This window comes from Nocardia aurantia (assembly GCF_009604425.1).
In the GTDB taxonomy this organism is placed as follows: domain Bacteria; phylum Actinomycetota; class Actinomycetes; order Mycobacteriales; family Mycobacteriaceae; genus Nocardia; species Nocardia aurantia.
Genome location: NZ_WEGI01000008.1, coordinates 83,077 through 97,868 on the forward strand (window position 1 = coordinate 83,077; position 14,792 = coordinate 97,868).

At 67.3% G+C, this 14,792-nt stretch carries 11 protein-coding genes; 10 read left to right on the top strand and 1 reads right to left on the bottom strand.

What is annotated here, in order from left to right:
- Positions 1–79 precede the first annotated feature (79 nt).
- From NRB56_RS18860 to NRB56_RS18895, 8 genes are all read left to right on the top strand, one after another.
- Complete coding sequence (locus NRB56_RS18860) at positions 80–1,198, top strand: GAF domain-containing protein (protein ID WP_319943199.1); 1,119 nt, start codon at positions 80–82, stop codon at positions 1,196–1,198.
- 134 nt (positions 1,199–1,332) lie between these two features.
- The gene (locus NRB56_RS18865) at positions 1,333–2,283 is read left to right on the top strand and encodes a conjugal transfer protein (RefSeq protein ID WP_153344008.1); all 951 of its coding nucleotides are present in this window, start codon (positions 1,333–1,335) and stop codon (positions 2,281–2,283) included.
- A gap of 23 nt (positions 2,284–2,306) precedes the next feature.
- A complete protein-coding gene (locus NRB56_RS18870) occupies positions 2,307–2,570 on the top strand; it encodes a hypothetical protein (protein ID WP_019930967.1) in 264 nt (87 codons plus the stop codon).
- Positions 2,567–3,064: a hypothetical protein gene (locus NRB56_RS18875; protein WP_153344010.1), complete on the top strand. Its 498-nt coding sequence runs from the start codon at positions 2,567–2,569 to the stop codon at positions 3,062–3,064. Before NRB56_RS18870 ends, NRB56_RS18875 begins: the two co-directional genes overlap by 4 nt.
- Positions 3,064–5,574, top strand: coding sequence for an ATP-binding protein (locus tag NRB56_RS18880; RefSeq protein ID WP_153344012.1), 2,511 nt, complete (start codon positions 3,064–3,066; stop codon positions 5,572–5,574). The genes NRB56_RS18875 and NRB56_RS18880 overlap by 1 nt, the downstream gene beginning before the upstream one ends.
- A 3-nt stretch (positions 5,575–5,577) precedes the next feature.
- Positions 5,578–8,052: a hypothetical protein gene (locus tag NRB56_RS18885; RefSeq protein ID WP_153344014.1), complete on the top strand. Its 2,475-nt coding sequence runs from the start codon at positions 5,578–5,580 to the stop codon at positions 8,050–8,052.
- A gap of 128 nt (positions 8,053–8,180) precedes the next feature.
- Positions 8,181–9,083: an NlpC/P60 family protein gene (locus tag NRB56_RS18890; protein WP_153344016.1), complete on the top strand. Its 903-nt coding sequence runs from the start codon at positions 8,181–8,183 to the stop codon at positions 9,081–9,083.
- Entirely contained in the window at positions 9,083–10,888 is a 1,806-nt protein-coding gene (locus NRB56_RS18895; protein ID WP_153344018.1) for an NlpC/P60 family protein, read from the top strand. Before NRB56_RS18890 ends, NRB56_RS18895 begins: the two co-directional genes overlap by 1 nt.
- A gap of 9 nt (positions 10,889–10,897) precedes the next feature.
- On the opposite strand, the gene NRB56_RS18900 is transcribed toward NRB56_RS18895, so the two are convergent.
- Positions 10,898–12,064, bottom strand: a complete 1,167-nt coding sequence (locus NRB56_RS18900; protein WP_153344020.1) for a transglycosylase SLT domain-containing protein — start codon at positions 12,062–12,064, stop codon at positions 10,898–10,900.
- A gap of 377 nt (positions 12,065–12,441) precedes the next feature.
- On the opposite strand from NRB56_RS18900, the gene NRB56_RS18905 reads away from it, so the two are divergent.
- Both NRB56_RS18905 and NRB56_RS18910 read left to right on the top strand, forming a co-directional pair.
- Positions 12,442–13,065, top strand: a complete 624-nt coding sequence (locus tag NRB56_RS18905; RefSeq protein ID WP_153344022.1) for a hypothetical protein — start codon at positions 12,442–12,444, stop codon at positions 13,063–13,065.
- A gap of 10 nt (positions 13,066–13,075) precedes the next feature.
- A complete protein-coding gene (locus NRB56_RS18910; RefSeq protein WP_153344025.1) occupies positions 13,076–14,749 on the top strand; it encodes a hypothetical protein in 1,674 nt (557 codons plus the stop codon).
- Positions 14,750–14,792: the final 43 nt, after the last annotated feature.

Below are 14,792 nucleotides of genomic sequence, written 5' to 3' on the forward strand. Positions count from 1 at the left end.
AGCTGAGGACTCCGAGGTCGAGACCCGGAGCGGGCGGATGCGGACGAGAGCAATGCGAAATGGCGCAGTGATCCCATGGGTGACGGTGGAGACCTTGACACCGGACGCCATGACGGTCGCGTCCGTCGGGGACACCCCCCGCGAATTCGCCGGTGTCCAGCGGGTTCTGCAACGACTGCTCGCCAAGACGCCGGCCCTGTACGACGGCCTCACCACCGCGGGTATCGGCGAGGCGTTGCAGTCGGCTCTCGCCCAGGCGACCGAACTGGATCTTCGGGTGTCCACCGGTGCCGGTCCGCATCTGCTGCGGTTGCGACCGGTGTTCGGTCCGACCGGGGCCGTGCACGCGGTGCGAATGTGGCTGGGCCCGGTGGGCGTTCGCATTCCGGAACCCGAGGCGGTGGTGGGCGCGATCTGGGACCTGCCGACGCAGACCATCCAATTACCGAGCGGCATAACCAGAATGCCGGGAATCGCGGTCGAGGAATATGTGCCGCGCATGTCCGTCGCCGAATTCTTCTATCGCACGGTGGGTTTCGATCGGCACGCCGAGGTGCTCGATCTGCTCTACGACCACAAGCCCGGTGACAAACTGCAGTTCGAGGTGAATCTGCTCGCCGGAACCGGCCGGCCGGGCCGCTGGCGGATCAGTATGCGCGGGCGCGACGACGACCGCGCACAGGGCGCGTGGTGGCTGATCGAGGATGTCACCTCGCCGACGACGCCGGTGCAGTGGCCGACCCTGGAACGGGTCGGGCTGCGCGAGGCGCATCGCCGGGCGGGCAACCACATCGCGGTGCTCCAGCTGGAGCACACCAGCATCTCGCACTGGCTCACCGATCCGGCCCCGTGGATCCGCTGGGACTACCTGTTCCGGCCGGTCGACGTCTTCCATCCGGAGGACCGGGGCCGGCTGATCGAACTGGGCAGCCGGCTGCGCGGCGGCGAAACCGCCGAGATCACCGTGCGCACACTGAATTACGCCGGCGACCACACCCCCACCTCGCTGCTGCTGTACCCGTACCCGGGCTACTCGAGCCGGCCGCTGACCATCGCCGAGATGGTCCGCGACGGCGACACCCCGGCCGTGACGCTGCCGCAGCGGCCCGCCCCCGATCCGGACCGGACCCCGGTCGGCTACGACGAACAGCTGTGGCACTGGCTCGCGGGCCGGATGAAGCGCAGCCCCGCCTACTGATACGCCCCGGCGACCGGGAACCCCCAGCAATGGGAACAGTAATCGAATAGCGAAATGAATATCGCTCTACCATTTCGGGAGTGCTGACAGTGGCTGGCAGAACTGCGGATTCCGGCGAGGAATTACTTCGCCGAATGGCCGCACGCCGCCGCCGGGACAATATTGTCGTCGGCGTGCTCGCGGTGCTCGCACTACTGGGTGGCGGGCATGCGATTCTCTCCTTCTTCTCGTCGCCGCCGCCGGGTCCGTCCGACGATTCGACGACCCGAATTATCGCGCACGAGCAGCTGGCCCAGTCGTTCGCCCGGGATTTCGTGGTGACGTATCTGAGCGCCACCTCCGGGCAGCAGGACAAGCTCGCCGAGTACGTCAGTACGGGGCAACAGGTCACGCTGCCGTCGATCGGCCGGCAGATCACCGACGGCCAGGTCGTCTACGCCGCGCGGATGTCCGCGAGCGAGGCCCTGGACGTCTGGACCGTGACCGTGTCGGTGCGCGTGGCCAAGGGCGCCGCGGTGAGCGGCGACAAGCAGTACTACCGGGTCGCCGTGTCGGTGGCCGACGGCCGGCTGCGCGCGCTGTCGCTGCCCGCGGCGGTCGGCGCGCCGATCCGCGGTGACGACCTCATGCAGGGTTACAGCACCACCTGCTCGCCCGATACTCCGCTGACCCAGGTCGCGGCGGGCTTCCTCGCCGCCTACGCCGCCGGTTCGGGCGATGTGGCCCGGTACGTCACGCCGGACTCCGGGATCAGCGCCCTGCACCCGTCGCCGTACTCGGCCATGGACGTCGCGACGGTGATGTCCGACGACTCCGGTTGCGGCGCGAGTGCGACGACCGCGCACGTGCTGGCCTCGGTGAACCCGAAGGCGGACGGCGGCGTCGCGCCGTCGCTGGCGTATCCGCTGACCATGGTCCGCAGCGGCGGGCAGTGGCAGGTGCAGGCGATGGATTCCGTTCCCTACCTGCGTAATCCGATGACCGTGGTCACCGGGCAACAAGCCGGACGCGACGCCGCCGCGGCGTCGAGCGCCGCCAAACCGTCGGCCAGCGCGGTACAGGTGCCGCCTGCCACCCAGAACTGACCGGACCCGAAAGGACCCTCCGCATGGGCACCAACCTCGCTACCCTCCTGTACAACGTTCTGATCGCCTTCCGGTGGATCGGGCTGATCATCCTCACCATCGCCAGCATGGCGATCCTGATCTCGGAGTCGGCCAAGGCGAAGCTCTCGCCGGGTAAGGTGCTGGCCGTCGCCGGCTCGGCGATCGTCGCGGCCGTGGTGTTCTGGGTGCTGCCCTCGCTCGTGAACTACGCCCGCGTCGACGCGACCACGTTGGTTCCGGGCCAGCCGATCGGCGGGTACCGATGAGCCAAGTGATCAAGGTTTTCACACCGATCAAACGGGTGCCGACCATGATCGGCAAGGCCCAGAACGGCCAGAAGCTGCCCTTCGGCCCCTACACGCTGCCGCAGGTCGGCGCCGCGGTGGTGCTGTTGCTGCTGACCGCGGTGTGCTCCATGACCTTTCCGCTCAATCCGGCGGTCACCTTCATCGCCGGGCTGATCCTGACCGTGCTGACGGTGTTCGCGCTCGGTCTCGTGCCCTACACGGGCGTGCGACTGAGTTCCCGGGTGTTCTGGGTGACCCGGCTGATCGTGCGCCGCCGGCCGGTCTCCGCCTCCGGGATGCCGATCGTCGTCGAGGACTCCGCGCGGACGACGCTGTTCATCGAGGAGACCGTGGTGGTGATCCTGCCCGACGGCCGGGTGCGGGAGCGCCAGTCCGTCGATGCCCGGGCCAACGGCCTGCTGCTCGAGTCGATCGCCGCCCGCCCGGCCGTGCTGAGCGGAGGGCTCGGCTGATGGCGTTCGATCGGGATCTGCAGCCCACCGCCGCGATTCGCGGCAATCTCCAGTTCACCCACTCCGGACTGGTGACGGCCAACTACTTCATCAGCCCGCTCGGCTACGGGCTGCGCAAGGCCAGCGACAAGTACGACGTGAAGATGGCGCACCACGCGTTGATCAACCATCTGCCGAACGGTTCGCTGCTGCTGGGCATTCAAGCCCGGCTGAACACCCTCGACGTGCTGAGCAAGATGGTCGAGGGGGTGGATCTCGACGAGTGCGAGGACTACGCCGACGAGGTGGTCTCCTCGTTCGAGCGGGTGCGGTCGATCGTGCCGCAGACCCGGATCTACCTGCTGTCGATCCCGGTCGGCGCCGCCAGCGCCACCGGTATGTCCACCCTGTCGCGGGTGTGGCGCGGCAGCACCACCACCATCGACGCGACGGCGCTGTCGCGCGCGGAACTCGATGCCTATCAGGACAAGGCCGACGAGATCCTGTCCCGTATCGGCGGTGATTTCGAGCCGACCCCGGTGCCCGCGGCGTTGTTCCAATGGTTGTGGGAGCACTATCTGTCGCGCGGCGCGGCCGGCGATCCGATCGCGCCCACCCGGGCGGGCACCCTGGACGACGCCACGGCCGCGGTGTTCCGGTCCGCCGCTTTGGACGAGGGCGCCCAGGCCGACAGCAATCACCGGCTGCGGCCGTCGTTCGTGCCCGTGGTCAAGGTGGTGCAGCCGGACTTCGAGTTCATGCCCTCGTATCAGTCGATGCTGACCCCGCACTCGTTTCCCTACGCCGGCATGACCTTTCCCGGCGGCAGCGAATTCCTGAACGTGCTGGAGGGGCTCGGCAACGTCACCGTCGACTGGGGCATCCGGGTCTCGACCCGATCGGCCGACCAGGTGCTCAAGCACAACGAGACGAGCCTGCGGCGGCTGGGCGAGCAGATGGATCAGCGCGATCAGGAGGTGTCCTTCGCGCAGAACACGCTGATGTCCAAGGCCCAGATGCTCGGCGAGTACAACCAGCACTTCGAGGTCAACGGGGCGGAGTCGGAGGTCTCGTTCACCACCGTCATCGCCGTCGGCGGGGCGAGCCGCGACGTCACGATGGACGCGGTGAACACGCTGAAGCGGCGCTACAAGCGTTTCCAGATCGACCTCACCGCACCCGTCGGCGCGCAGGTCGACCTGTGGTCGATGCTGATTCCCGGCAGCCAGTCGCGCCGGGCTTTCGACGATTACGCGCATATCGTGCCCTCGGATATGTGGGCCGGTTTCGTGCCGTTCATCACCAGTCAGATCGGTGACGATTCCGGTCCGGTGATCGGCGTCAATCTGATGTCCGGGAATTTCGAGCCGATCCATTTCGGGATCATGGAGGCGGCGCTGCACGACCTTTCCGCGTCCTTCGCGGTGACCGGTGAACTCGGTTCGGGCAAGTCGTATTTCCTGAAATTGATCGCGGTACTCGTGCACGATATGGGTGGTCAGTTCCTGGCGATCGACCGCAGTCAGGTCGGCGAATGGGAGCACTTCGCCACCTCGATCGACGACGCGGTGATCATCGACCTGGCCAATCCGATCGTCTCGCTGGATCCGCTGCGGCTGTTCGATCCGCGTATCGCCGGTGAGCGCACGCTGGATTCACTACTGCCGCTGCTGGATCTGTCACCGACCTCCGGCGCGGGCGCGGCCGCGTCGAATCTGCTCACCCCGCGCGGTATCGCCGAACATCGGATCCGCAGCCTACTGGACATGTTCCAGGCGGTGCGGCGGTTGGCCGAGGATCCGCAGTACGGCCCGGAATTCGCCGATCTGGCGGCTCGGATGGGCACGATCGTCGACCGGGTACCCGTGCTGTTCGATCCGAAATTGCCGACCCTGCGGCTGGACGCCGCGGCGACGGTGGTGCGCAGCCACAACCTGGCGCTGCCCAGCGCCGAGGAACTGACCACTCCGCACCTGTATGCCCGGCTGCCGCTGACCAAGCGGCTGGGCACCGCCCTGTACGAACTGGTGGGTGTCGCGGCCCGCGAGGCCTTCCTCACCGACAACGGGCGATTCGGGTTGCTGGTCGGCGACGAGGCGCACCATTTCACGCAGACCCAGGTAGGGTCCTCGGTCACCTCGGATTTCAGCCGTGACGGCCGAAAGCATCTGGCCGCCATCGGTTTGGCCTCGCACGATCCGGCCGCGGATTTCCAGGGCGCGGCGCACAACCTCATCCCGAACCGGTTCGTGTTCCGGCAGCGCGACGAGACGCTGGCCCGCAACAGCCTGGAATGGCTGGGCGTGGACCTGGACGAGGCGCCGTTCCTGTTGCAGGTGCTGCGCGAGGAGACCTCGCCGCCGATCGGCCCGGGTCGCCAGGTGCCGGAGGAGCGGCGCGGCGAGATGTTCATGCGGGACGCGCTCAACCGCATCGGGCGCGGAAAAGTACTGGGCCCGGCCCGATCCGACCGGGCGGCCGCGATCACGAGTACCCCGGGAGCGATGCGCGCGCTGGATCGACGGGCATGAAGCATGGTCATCATCGAGAATTCCGTTCGCCGGTTCTCCGGTTCCCATTCCTGGGATTTCGAGTACTGGCGACTCCCCGCGGTCGTACGCCGATGTCGCGGTTGGCTTTTCGCGACGCGACGGCGACGCTGGACGGTCCGGGTGGTGGCGGCCTTCCTGCTGTTGCTCGTCGTGCCCGCGGTATTGGGTGCGGTCGCGACCGCGCAGACCACCACGTCGACGACGGATACGTCGACGGTCTCCTCGATCAACAGCGCGCTCAGCTGGATGGCGGTGAAGGATTCGTCCGGGGTGCCGCTGTCGAACTATTCGTTCGCCACCAACGACGGTAGCCTGCTGCATCCGTTCACGACCGTGCTGGCCGCGGTGATCACCATCGAATTCGCGGGCTGGCTGATCATCGTGACGACCGGAATCTGGATCGTCGGCTACGCCCTCAGTTTCAAATGGCTGGACCTGTTCGCCGCCCCGATGCACGGCGTTGCGCAATCGCTCACCAGCCAGATCGCCCTGCCGATCGTCCTCGTCACGGCCGCGACGTTCGGCGCGTTCTTCGTGGCGTGGTTCTGGATTCGCGGGTACTACGCGAAATCGGTGATGCAGGTGGTCACCATGATCGCGGTGGCGGTGCTGGGCCCGCTGTTCCTGGCCGAGCCGCTGGCCGATGTGCTGTCCTCGGACGGCACGCTGGCCCAGGGCCGCAACCTGGGCATCCAGGTCGCCGCCGGCCTCAACGGCAGCAACACCAGTGATCCGACGCAGCTCGTGGTGGTCATGCAACAGCAGATGGCCGACAACTTCGCGCGTAAACCGTTGCAGGTCTGGAACTTCGGGCACATCGTCGACGATTCGGCGGCCTGCCGGGCGGCCTGGAGTTCGGGTATGGCGGCCGCCAGCGGCGACCAGGTGCGCAGCGGGATGAAGAACTGCGGCGACGGCGCGGCCTACAGCTCCGCCAACAGTCCCAGCGTCGGGCAGATCGGCGCCGGGCTGTTGCTGCTGCTGGCGGGGACGCTGTTGTTGCTGTTCGCGGTGGTGTTGTCTACCAAGATCATCTGGTCGGCGCTGGACGCGGTGTATCACGGGATACTCGTCATCTTCGGTTTCGCCGCGGCGGGATTCATCTACGGTGCGCCGCAGACCTTTCTGGTGCGCAATGTCGTCCACTCGCTGTTCGCCGGCGCGAAGATGGCCGCCCAGGTCATCTTCCTCGGGGTCTACCTGCTGTTCCTGGGCGACCTGTTCCAGCAGGCGCAGGGTCAGGTGATGGCGGTGTTCGTGATCGGCGCGATCGTCGAGATCATCGCCATTCTCCAGCTCAGGAAGCTGACCCACAGCCTGGAGAAGGGCAACGATTTCGTCGCGAACCGGTTCGCGCTGGCCATCCAGACCGGAATGGCCAAGCAGGGGACGAGTGCCGGAGGATCTTCGGGTACGGCGCTGGGTATGGGGCAGCTCGGTGCCGGCCGGGGCATGCACATGGGTATGCTCGCCACCCTCGGCGCGTTCAGTACCGTCAGCAATTCTCCGGCCACGGCATGGCTGGCCGGTAAGACACGAAATCCGCTGGCGCCGTTCGCGCGTAAGGAGAAGAAGTCCCTGCTGTCGCAGTGGGGTGTCTGGGGCAGCGACAACTTCGGTGGCCCGAACGGCATGTACGTGCAGTCGTATCTCAACCGCAAGCTGTTCGCGGAGGCTGCCAGTGAGGGCGCGCACGCCTACGGTGGCATGAATACGATGCGGGGAGCCGCGGCCGCCCTCCAGCACGCGTCGGATATCGGAGCGACGCAGGGTGATTTCCTCGGTGCGCTGATGGGCGCCGGCTTCACCGACGCGTCGGTCATGCGGCACGTCGTCAACGAATGGGGCACGGTGACGCGCATCGCGGACGGCTTCAAGCTCGGCGACGAGCGGCTGGCACGGGTGGCGGCGGCCACCGAGCGGAGCGACAACATCGTGCGCCGGTATCTGAACGGTAATGCGTCAGCAGAGGAGGTCGCAGCCTCGATGTCCGTACTCCAGTCGGCCGCCTATACCTTCAGGACGGCGAACCCGGGTGGTATCGATGGTGTGACGCCGGAGGAACTGCGCTGGATCAACGAGTATCTCGACAATCCCACCGAGAAGATGATGAAGCCCTTGACCGCCATGATCGATGGCGACGGCAGTACGTCGCTCCCGCTGATCGCCAGCGGCGGCGACGTCATGGTGGATACGGTCGGAGCCCGCCGCATCGGCGCATTCCTGTCGAACGAGCACGCGAAGCGGATACTCGACAAGACCAACGAGTTGGTCGAGACTCCCTGGAACCTGCAACTTCTCCGCGAACTCCGGAACGAGGGAGTCAAGGCGCAGCTGACCGACTCCTTCGACCCGAATTTGTGGAAGCGGCTTCCGCCGTCACGATTGGGTCCGAGCGTCATGACCGATCCGGCATCGGCAGCCAGAATGGCGGCTGTCGAAAGGTTGATGCGATAGGGAGATGCTTCGGGCGCTACCGGTGCCGATTCATATTCCCGCTCCCGGGAATGCGGCAGGATCATGTGTGCGAGCTGTGAACAGATGCGAGCAAGCCGCTCGGTCCCCGGAACTTACGGGAAGGTTCGATGATCAAACGCTTGGTCTTGTTCGCGCTGATGCCGGCCTGGCTGTGGGTGGTAATCGTCGTGATCGGCGCATTCGGCGGGATCTTCGTGGCGCTGGCGGTCATCACCGCCAGTGTCGTCAGTTCGGGCGCGTCCGACTTCCACTACCAATGCGACAGTGCGGTGGGCCCGGATCCGTCGGATACCGCGACGAGTGCGGTCACGACTGCGGCGGCGCCGACCACTCGTGCGGAGTCCTTGTCGGGCACCGAGATTCCGACCACCAACCCGTACGCGGAGTTGACCTTCGACGCCGGTGAGACCGGGGTGTCGGACTGGCAGCGGGCCTGTGCCTCGGCGATGCGGTCCGCGCCCTATCAACTGCCCGCGCTGTTCACCCCCAACGGCGGGTACTCGGCGCAGTGTGCCCGGCAGCTCGCACTGTCGTTGCTCAACCCATCGTCGAGTACGGCCGCGACCGGCGGCGGCAGCCAGATCAGCGATCCGGCCCTGGCCGCGGCGGGCATCGTGTACCAGGCGTCGGCGGTGTCGAGCACCGGCCGCTGCGATCCGGCGGCCCTGAGCAGCGCGACCTCCCGCAACGCGGGTACCACCGGATCCTCCAGCAACGCCTACGGTTCCGTGCCGGGGACCGCCTGTCCACGAACCGATCCGTCGGCGCCGATCGCGTTGCCGAATACCATTGCCGCCCAGAGTGTCTGCGGGCAGCGAGTGGACTCCTCGGCGATCTCCGCCGGAGATCTCGTGTACTGGGGATACCAGAACTACACCCCGACCCGGGTCGGGATCGCCGTCGGTGACGGCCAGGTCGTCACGTACGACTCGCTTTCCGGCCGGCTGTCCGAGCAGTCGATGCCGTCCGGACGCGATGTCCGGGTCAAGCGGGTGCTCGGAGGATCCTGATGGCGCCCGCCCGGACCGGCGGTGGTCCCGGTACGGATTCCCTTGCCGGAGAACCGATCACGGCCGCACCGGCGACCCCGTGGACGGCGCGGGCCGATCGCGCCCGGCCCGGGCACCCCTGGCAGTCCGGCGGCGATCCGGGTGACGTGTCCGGTGCGAACCCGGCGCCGGGCGCGAGCGGCCCGGACGAGCACCGGGACGATGTCTCCGCGGTGTCGGATGTCGCGAATCGGGTTGTCACGCAAGCAGACCCGTCGGCGTCTCACGCGGACGACATCACCGGCCCGGCGGCCACGGGACCCGGCTCGGACGTGGACGTGACCGGATCGGGCACCGCCGACATCGAAGATCCCCTGTCCGCGACGGATTCGGCCGGGAGTGAGTCCACCGATCCGGCCGGGAATTCACCGGCCCCCGTTGCGTCGTCGACGAGCGAGGCCGGAGGTCCGGGAAGTTGGACGGCGAGCGGACGGCCGGTGACCACCTCCGCCGCCGCGACGGACACGACTGCCGGTACCGGCACGATGCCTGCGACGAGCGCGGCCACCGCCGCCACGACGGCCGGGTCCACCGGACCCGGCCGGGCCACCGCGGTGAGCGCGGCCACTTCCGGCCCGGGCGGTACCGTCGCTTCCCCGGCGACCGTCGCTTCCGGCTCCGCGCCCTCCGCTGCGGTGCCGGTATCCGGCCGCGCCGGCCCGTACGGCTACGGATCCACGTCGAACGGCAAACCCGCGCACACTGATTCCGCCGCGCAACCGGCGGCGGCGCCGAATGCCGACATGATGAACCTGCTTCCGGCACTCCTGTCGGCGATGTCCGGGCTGGGGAGCGGGAAGGGCGGCAACGGCGGCAGCGGGAGCGGAACGAGTCCGCAGGCGCAGCGGGCCAAACAGGCGTTACAGGATCTGGCTGACAGTCACGGCACCGGCGACACCACCGTGCCCCGGACCGGAGGCACCGGCGTACCGCAGACCGGCGGCGCCGGCGTGCCACAGACCGGTAACACCGGTTCGGGAGGCGGCACGTCGTCCGGCTCGGCCGCCGCCGCGCTGAGCGCCAAGCAGACCTTTCAGCGCACCGCGTCCACGGCGTTCGGCAACCTGGACAACAAGCTGGTGTCCTACGTGAACGAGCTGGGCGGTGTCACATCGGGCAACCGTGCCAACATGGACCGGCTGCTGAGCGAGGTGAATACGGCACTGAGCCAGATCGGCCCGGACGCCACGACGGTCGCCGGGCAGTACCGGGTGCACGCGCTGCTCGCCACCGCCCTCCACGACGCCCAGGTCATCGCCGGCGACACCGGTTCGTCCGCCGCGAGCACCGCCGCGGCCATCAACGAACTGACGCGCCAATACGTCTACAACATCTCCGGCCAGGACTATCGGGCGAACTTCCACGGCAGCCGGGGCTACGGCACGTTCACCGCGAGCTCGACGGCGAGTTCGGCCGTGCAGAAGGCCATTTCGACCGCCGAGAGCGAATTGGGCAAACCGTATGTGTACGGGGCCGAGGGACCGAACTCGTTCGACTGCTCCGGCCTCATGCAGTACTCGGCCGCCTCGGCGGGCGTCTCGATCCCACGCACCGCCTCCCAGCAGTATCAGCAACTGCCCAAGGTGAATCCCGCCGACATCCGGCCCGGCGACCTGATATTCCCGGCGGCCGAGTTCAACAACGGCAGTCCCGGCCACGTGATGATGTACATCGGCAACGGGCAGTGCATCGAAGCGCCGCACACCGGCGATGTCGTCAAGATCATCGGCCTGCCCCGCAGTTACGCGGCCAGCCGCTGGAGTTGAGCGCGGCGATCAGTACCCGACGTAGTGGCCGCCGTGGTGCATGTTCACGATGCCCGGGACATTGTCCAGCGACCCGTACCGGTGGATGGCGTACCGGACACCAGCGATGATGTTGTCCACCGGATTCCAGACGTTGGTGTGCCCGGGCAGCGCGTAGGCGTTGAAGGTCGGATCTATGGTCTGCATCAGGCCTTTCGACGGATGCCCGGCGGCGGCGTTGCTGTCCCAGTTGTTGATCGCGTTCGGGTTGCCCGCCGACTCGTGATCGATGATCGCCGCGATCGCCGCCGGATCCATCAGGCGCGGATCGACGCCATTGGCCCGCAGGATCTGCATCGCGTCACCGATCCACTGTCCCACCTGTCCCGAGGGCCGCGCGAGGGGCGGACCGCCGGTACCGGTGGGCGCCGAGGCATATCCGCCGCGCGGGCGGTTGGCCGACTGCAGATAGCGGTCGGCCAGTGCCGAGACCTTGTCCGCGGTCACCGCTGCCGCCGATTGTCCCTGCCCGAGTGTGGAATTCGCCCGCTGCAAAGCGTCGGCCAGTGCCGAGGCGAGCAATCGGCGTCCGGCGGAGGTGTTCTCGATCGGTCCGAGCGCGGTGACCGACGCGTCCACATCGGCGACGATCGCGGCCATCACGGCCCGGCCGCGGGCGGTGTCGTCGGTCGAGCCCCGCAGTAGTTGTGCGAGTTCGCCGTTCAATTGTTCCATCGCCGACGCGCCACCGGATCGGCTGGCGGCTCCCGCCGCATATCCGGTCCCGATGTTGCCGTCCCAGAGCACGGGCACCGTGGGCGCATCGGAGGGCAGTTGCGGTGGGGTGTAGGGCTGTCCGGTTTCCGGCGTGGGTGTACCGCTGCCGAACTGGGCGGAGATGGAGGACAACGCCATCATGGCAGCGCCGAGCATGCCCGCACTGCCGGCCAGCGCCGCCGCACCAGAATCGGCGCCGGATGCGGCGGGTGTGGGGGCCGGGCTCGCCGGAGCGGACCGGACCGGCTGCTGGGTCTGGACGGCGGGCGCACCGGCCACCGGCGCCGCATTGGTCGGCTTGGGGGGCCGCGGTGTCCCGCGCCGGGGCCCGGTCGGTCGCTGCTTGGTCGTGGTGGCGGTGCGCGGCGGCGAATCCGCTTGCCCGGCCGGGGGTTCCGTGGTGTCCCGGGGCTCGGTCATCGATGCCGCCGCCACGCCGAGGCTGGGCGGTACACCACCGTGCGTCCGGATCGGAGCGGCACGTGTACCTCCCTTCTGTCACACCCGCCGCCGGATCGGGTGCGCGGCGTTCGGTAACCGGTCCTCACCATCATCGCCGCAGGGGATACGCGAGCGCCTTTCCCACTATTGGGAATCCAAGAGAATAAAGGCGATAGGACAGCTCCTACAGTGGCCGCACAACCACCACCGTAGGAGCCCGCTCCAGGCGGAAGGTGAACCTGACAGTGGGCGGTGCTCGGTGTGCGTGACGTGTCCCCGCACCACCTCGCCGGGCGTCGCAATGGGCTCTCGCTCGGGGGCCGCACCCTGAACATCGACGGAACAGGAGTACTCCGATGGGCTTGTGGTCGGGCCTGAGGAAGGCCGCCGGAGTGGCGGTGAGCGTCGGGCTACCGATGGTGGGTGCCGTAGCTTTTCCGCCGCTCGGCGGCGTTATCGGCGGTGCGGTCGGTAACGTGGTCGGCGGATATATCAGCGGTGATCTCCACGGCTCGCCCTTCAGCAAAGATGTGCTGCTTTCCGCCGGTGTCGGCGCGGTCGGCGAGTTCATCGGCGGTGGCGCCGGAAGCAAGCTGCTCACGTCGAAACTCGGCCAGCTCTCGAAGCTTGCCCCCAAAATTGGCAAAGTCGACAAATCCGGTTTGGATACGGCTGCGGAGAATGTCTGGAAAGACGGCGCGGGTAAGGGCTGGAATCTGAAGGACAATGCCAAGTACAACTGGGGTGTTCTGAAAGCCTATCGTGACAAAGCCGGTCAACCCGGCGAAGGCGTGTACAACTATATCAAGACCAGCTATCTGGGTAGAACCGTCGGTGGTGGCATCGGCTCCGGTGTGGCCTTCTGGAATTCGCAGACCCTCAGAGGGATGGTGCCCGGCGGCGGTGGCGGCGGAGATGGCGGCAAGGTCGTGGGATTGGGTTACATTCCGACCGAGCTGTTGACTTACCAGTCCGCTTGAGGGGTGAGCGATGCCCGACCTCGAGCCATTGCGGATTCCCAGCCCCACTGGTATCCAAACTCTTCTGGAGGATCCGAGGACCGGGATTCCGCAGGAACAGTGGCATCTGTACGCATTGCCGCCGAGCATTGTCACGACGTTCCAGGAGCTGTACGACCATGTGGGCGATTTGTTCTACGGTCTCGGTAAAGACTCCAAGGATCTTCCCACCCTGGATTCTCTGACTCCCTTCCGGCCGGATATTTCGGATCTATCGGGCGCCTACCAATTACAGATGAATTACGCCGGAATTGTAGCCGGCTTGCAGCAGACGGCTACACAGCTGAATGCGAATGACAAGACCGTGCTCGAGACAATAAAGCTGTGGGGCGACACGGAAACCGATCTGCAGACTACCCTGAATACTTTCATCAATAATCTCACGGCACAGGCGTCGAACCCGCCGCCCCAAGTCGGCCAACCCGAGTTGGACTACGTCAACGCCTATCTGTCCGAGGCCCGGGACACGTACACCAAGGACTTGGCGGCTATCCACAAGCAGGCGCAGGATCACGCCGACCTCCTCAATCAGACCAAACCTGGCGACGACACGCCCAAGCCGGGCGGCAGCACCTCGACCAGCCAGAGCGGTTCTCCCTACAACCCGCCCCCGGCGAGCCAGACGGGCAGCACCTCGACCGGCCCGACGACCTCGACGTCGACCGGCGACGGTTACACCCCCATCTCGACCGGCTCGAGCTATCCGTACGGGTCGACGTCGACTTCGGGTTACGACCCGTACGGCAATACCGGAGGCACGGGCAATACGGGCAATACCGGCGGTACCGGTTACCCCGGTACGGGTACGGGTGCGGGTACCGGCACGGACGGCACCGGTAACGGCTACAACGCCGGTAACGCCACTCCTGCCAGCGCCGGAACCGGTGGTGCGGACCTCAGTTCGCTGATGAGCATGCTGCCGATGTTGATGTCGATGATGCAGAACCGGGGGCTGGACCAGAACCAGAACGCGGATCCGTACGGCCGCGACCCCTACGGGGATCGGTACGGGCAGTACCCGCCGTACGCGCAGGCGCAGCCCGCGCAGCCGCAGACCCAGCCGGCGCAGTCGACCCCGCAGTCCGCTCCGGCGCAGACGCAGGGGCCGAGCAGTGGCGCCACCTCGAATCAGCCGGCGGGCAACGCTCCCGGTACCCGCACCCCGGACGCGGACGGCACCGTCACCTACACGTTCCCCGACGGTCAGACCCAGAAGGTCTCGCTCACCGTCGCCAAGGCGCTGGACGTGGCGTTCGGTAATCAGAAGAGCACCGATGCCCAGGCCGCCTACGCGGGCACTTCCGCGAAGTGGGCCGACAAGAAGACCATCGGCGCCTCGGTCGATCCGTACCAGTTGATGACCGGCGACATCGCCACGTGGGAGAACGCGACCGCGATCGTTCGCGTGATGGGTTCCGGGACGGACGGTACGCTGGATGTGATCGTCGACGGGCAGCTGAAGCCGTTCGCTCCCGACATGTCGGGAGCGGCAGGCGAATTCGGGGCATTCACCGGATTCCAGCATCCCAACGGGATCGAGGTCACGAACGCCACCGAGACCGGAACCGATGGCGCGGCCGCGGTTCCCGGCGATCCGTCCGGTGGCACCGCGGCGGCCGCGGTGCCGGCGGTCGCGCCGGCCTAGCCGACGTGATCGCCGGAGGCCGGACCGGGAGAGGAGGTTTGTC

Bases quoted from the DNA above. Each gene is read 5' to 3' on its own strand.
- NRB56_RS18865 (WP_153344008.1), top strand. From the start codon at position 1,333: ATGGCCGCACGCCGCCGCCGGGACAATATTGTCGTCGGCGTGCTCGCG.
- NRB56_RS18870 (WP_019930967.1), top strand. From the start codon at position 2,307: ATGGGCACCAACCTCGCTACCCTCCTGTACAACGTTCTGATCGCCTTC.
- NRB56_RS18875 (WP_153344010.1), top strand. From the start codon at position 2,567: ATGAGCCAAGTGATCAAGGTTTTCACACCGATCAAACGGGTGCCGACC.
- NRB56_RS18880 (WP_153344012.1), top strand. From the start codon at position 3,064: ATGGCGTTCGATCGGGATCTGCAGCCCACCGCCGCGATTCGCGGCAAT.
- NRB56_RS18885 (WP_153344014.1), top strand. From the start codon at position 5,578: ATGGTCATCATCGAGAATTCCGTTCGCCGGTTCTCCGGTTCCCATTCC.
- NRB56_RS18890 (WP_153344016.1), top strand. From the start codon at position 8,181: ATGATCAAACGCTTGGTCTTGTTCGCGCTGATGCCGGCCTGGCTGTGG.
- NRB56_RS18895 (WP_153344018.1), top strand. From the start codon at position 9,083: ATGGCGCCCGCCCGGACCGGCGGTGGTCCCGGTACGGATTCCCTTGCC.
- NRB56_RS18900 (WP_153344020.1), bottom strand. From the start codon at position 12,064: ATGACCGAGCCCCGGGACACCACGGAACCCCCGGCCGGGCAAGCGGAT.
- NRB56_RS18905 (WP_153344022.1), top strand. From the start codon at position 12,442: ATGGGCTTGTGGTCGGGCCTGAGGAAGGCCGCCGGAGTGGCGGTGAGC.
- NRB56_RS18910 (WP_153344025.1), top strand. From the start codon at position 13,076: ATGCCCGACCTCGAGCCATTGCGGATTCCCAGCCCCACTGGTATCCAA.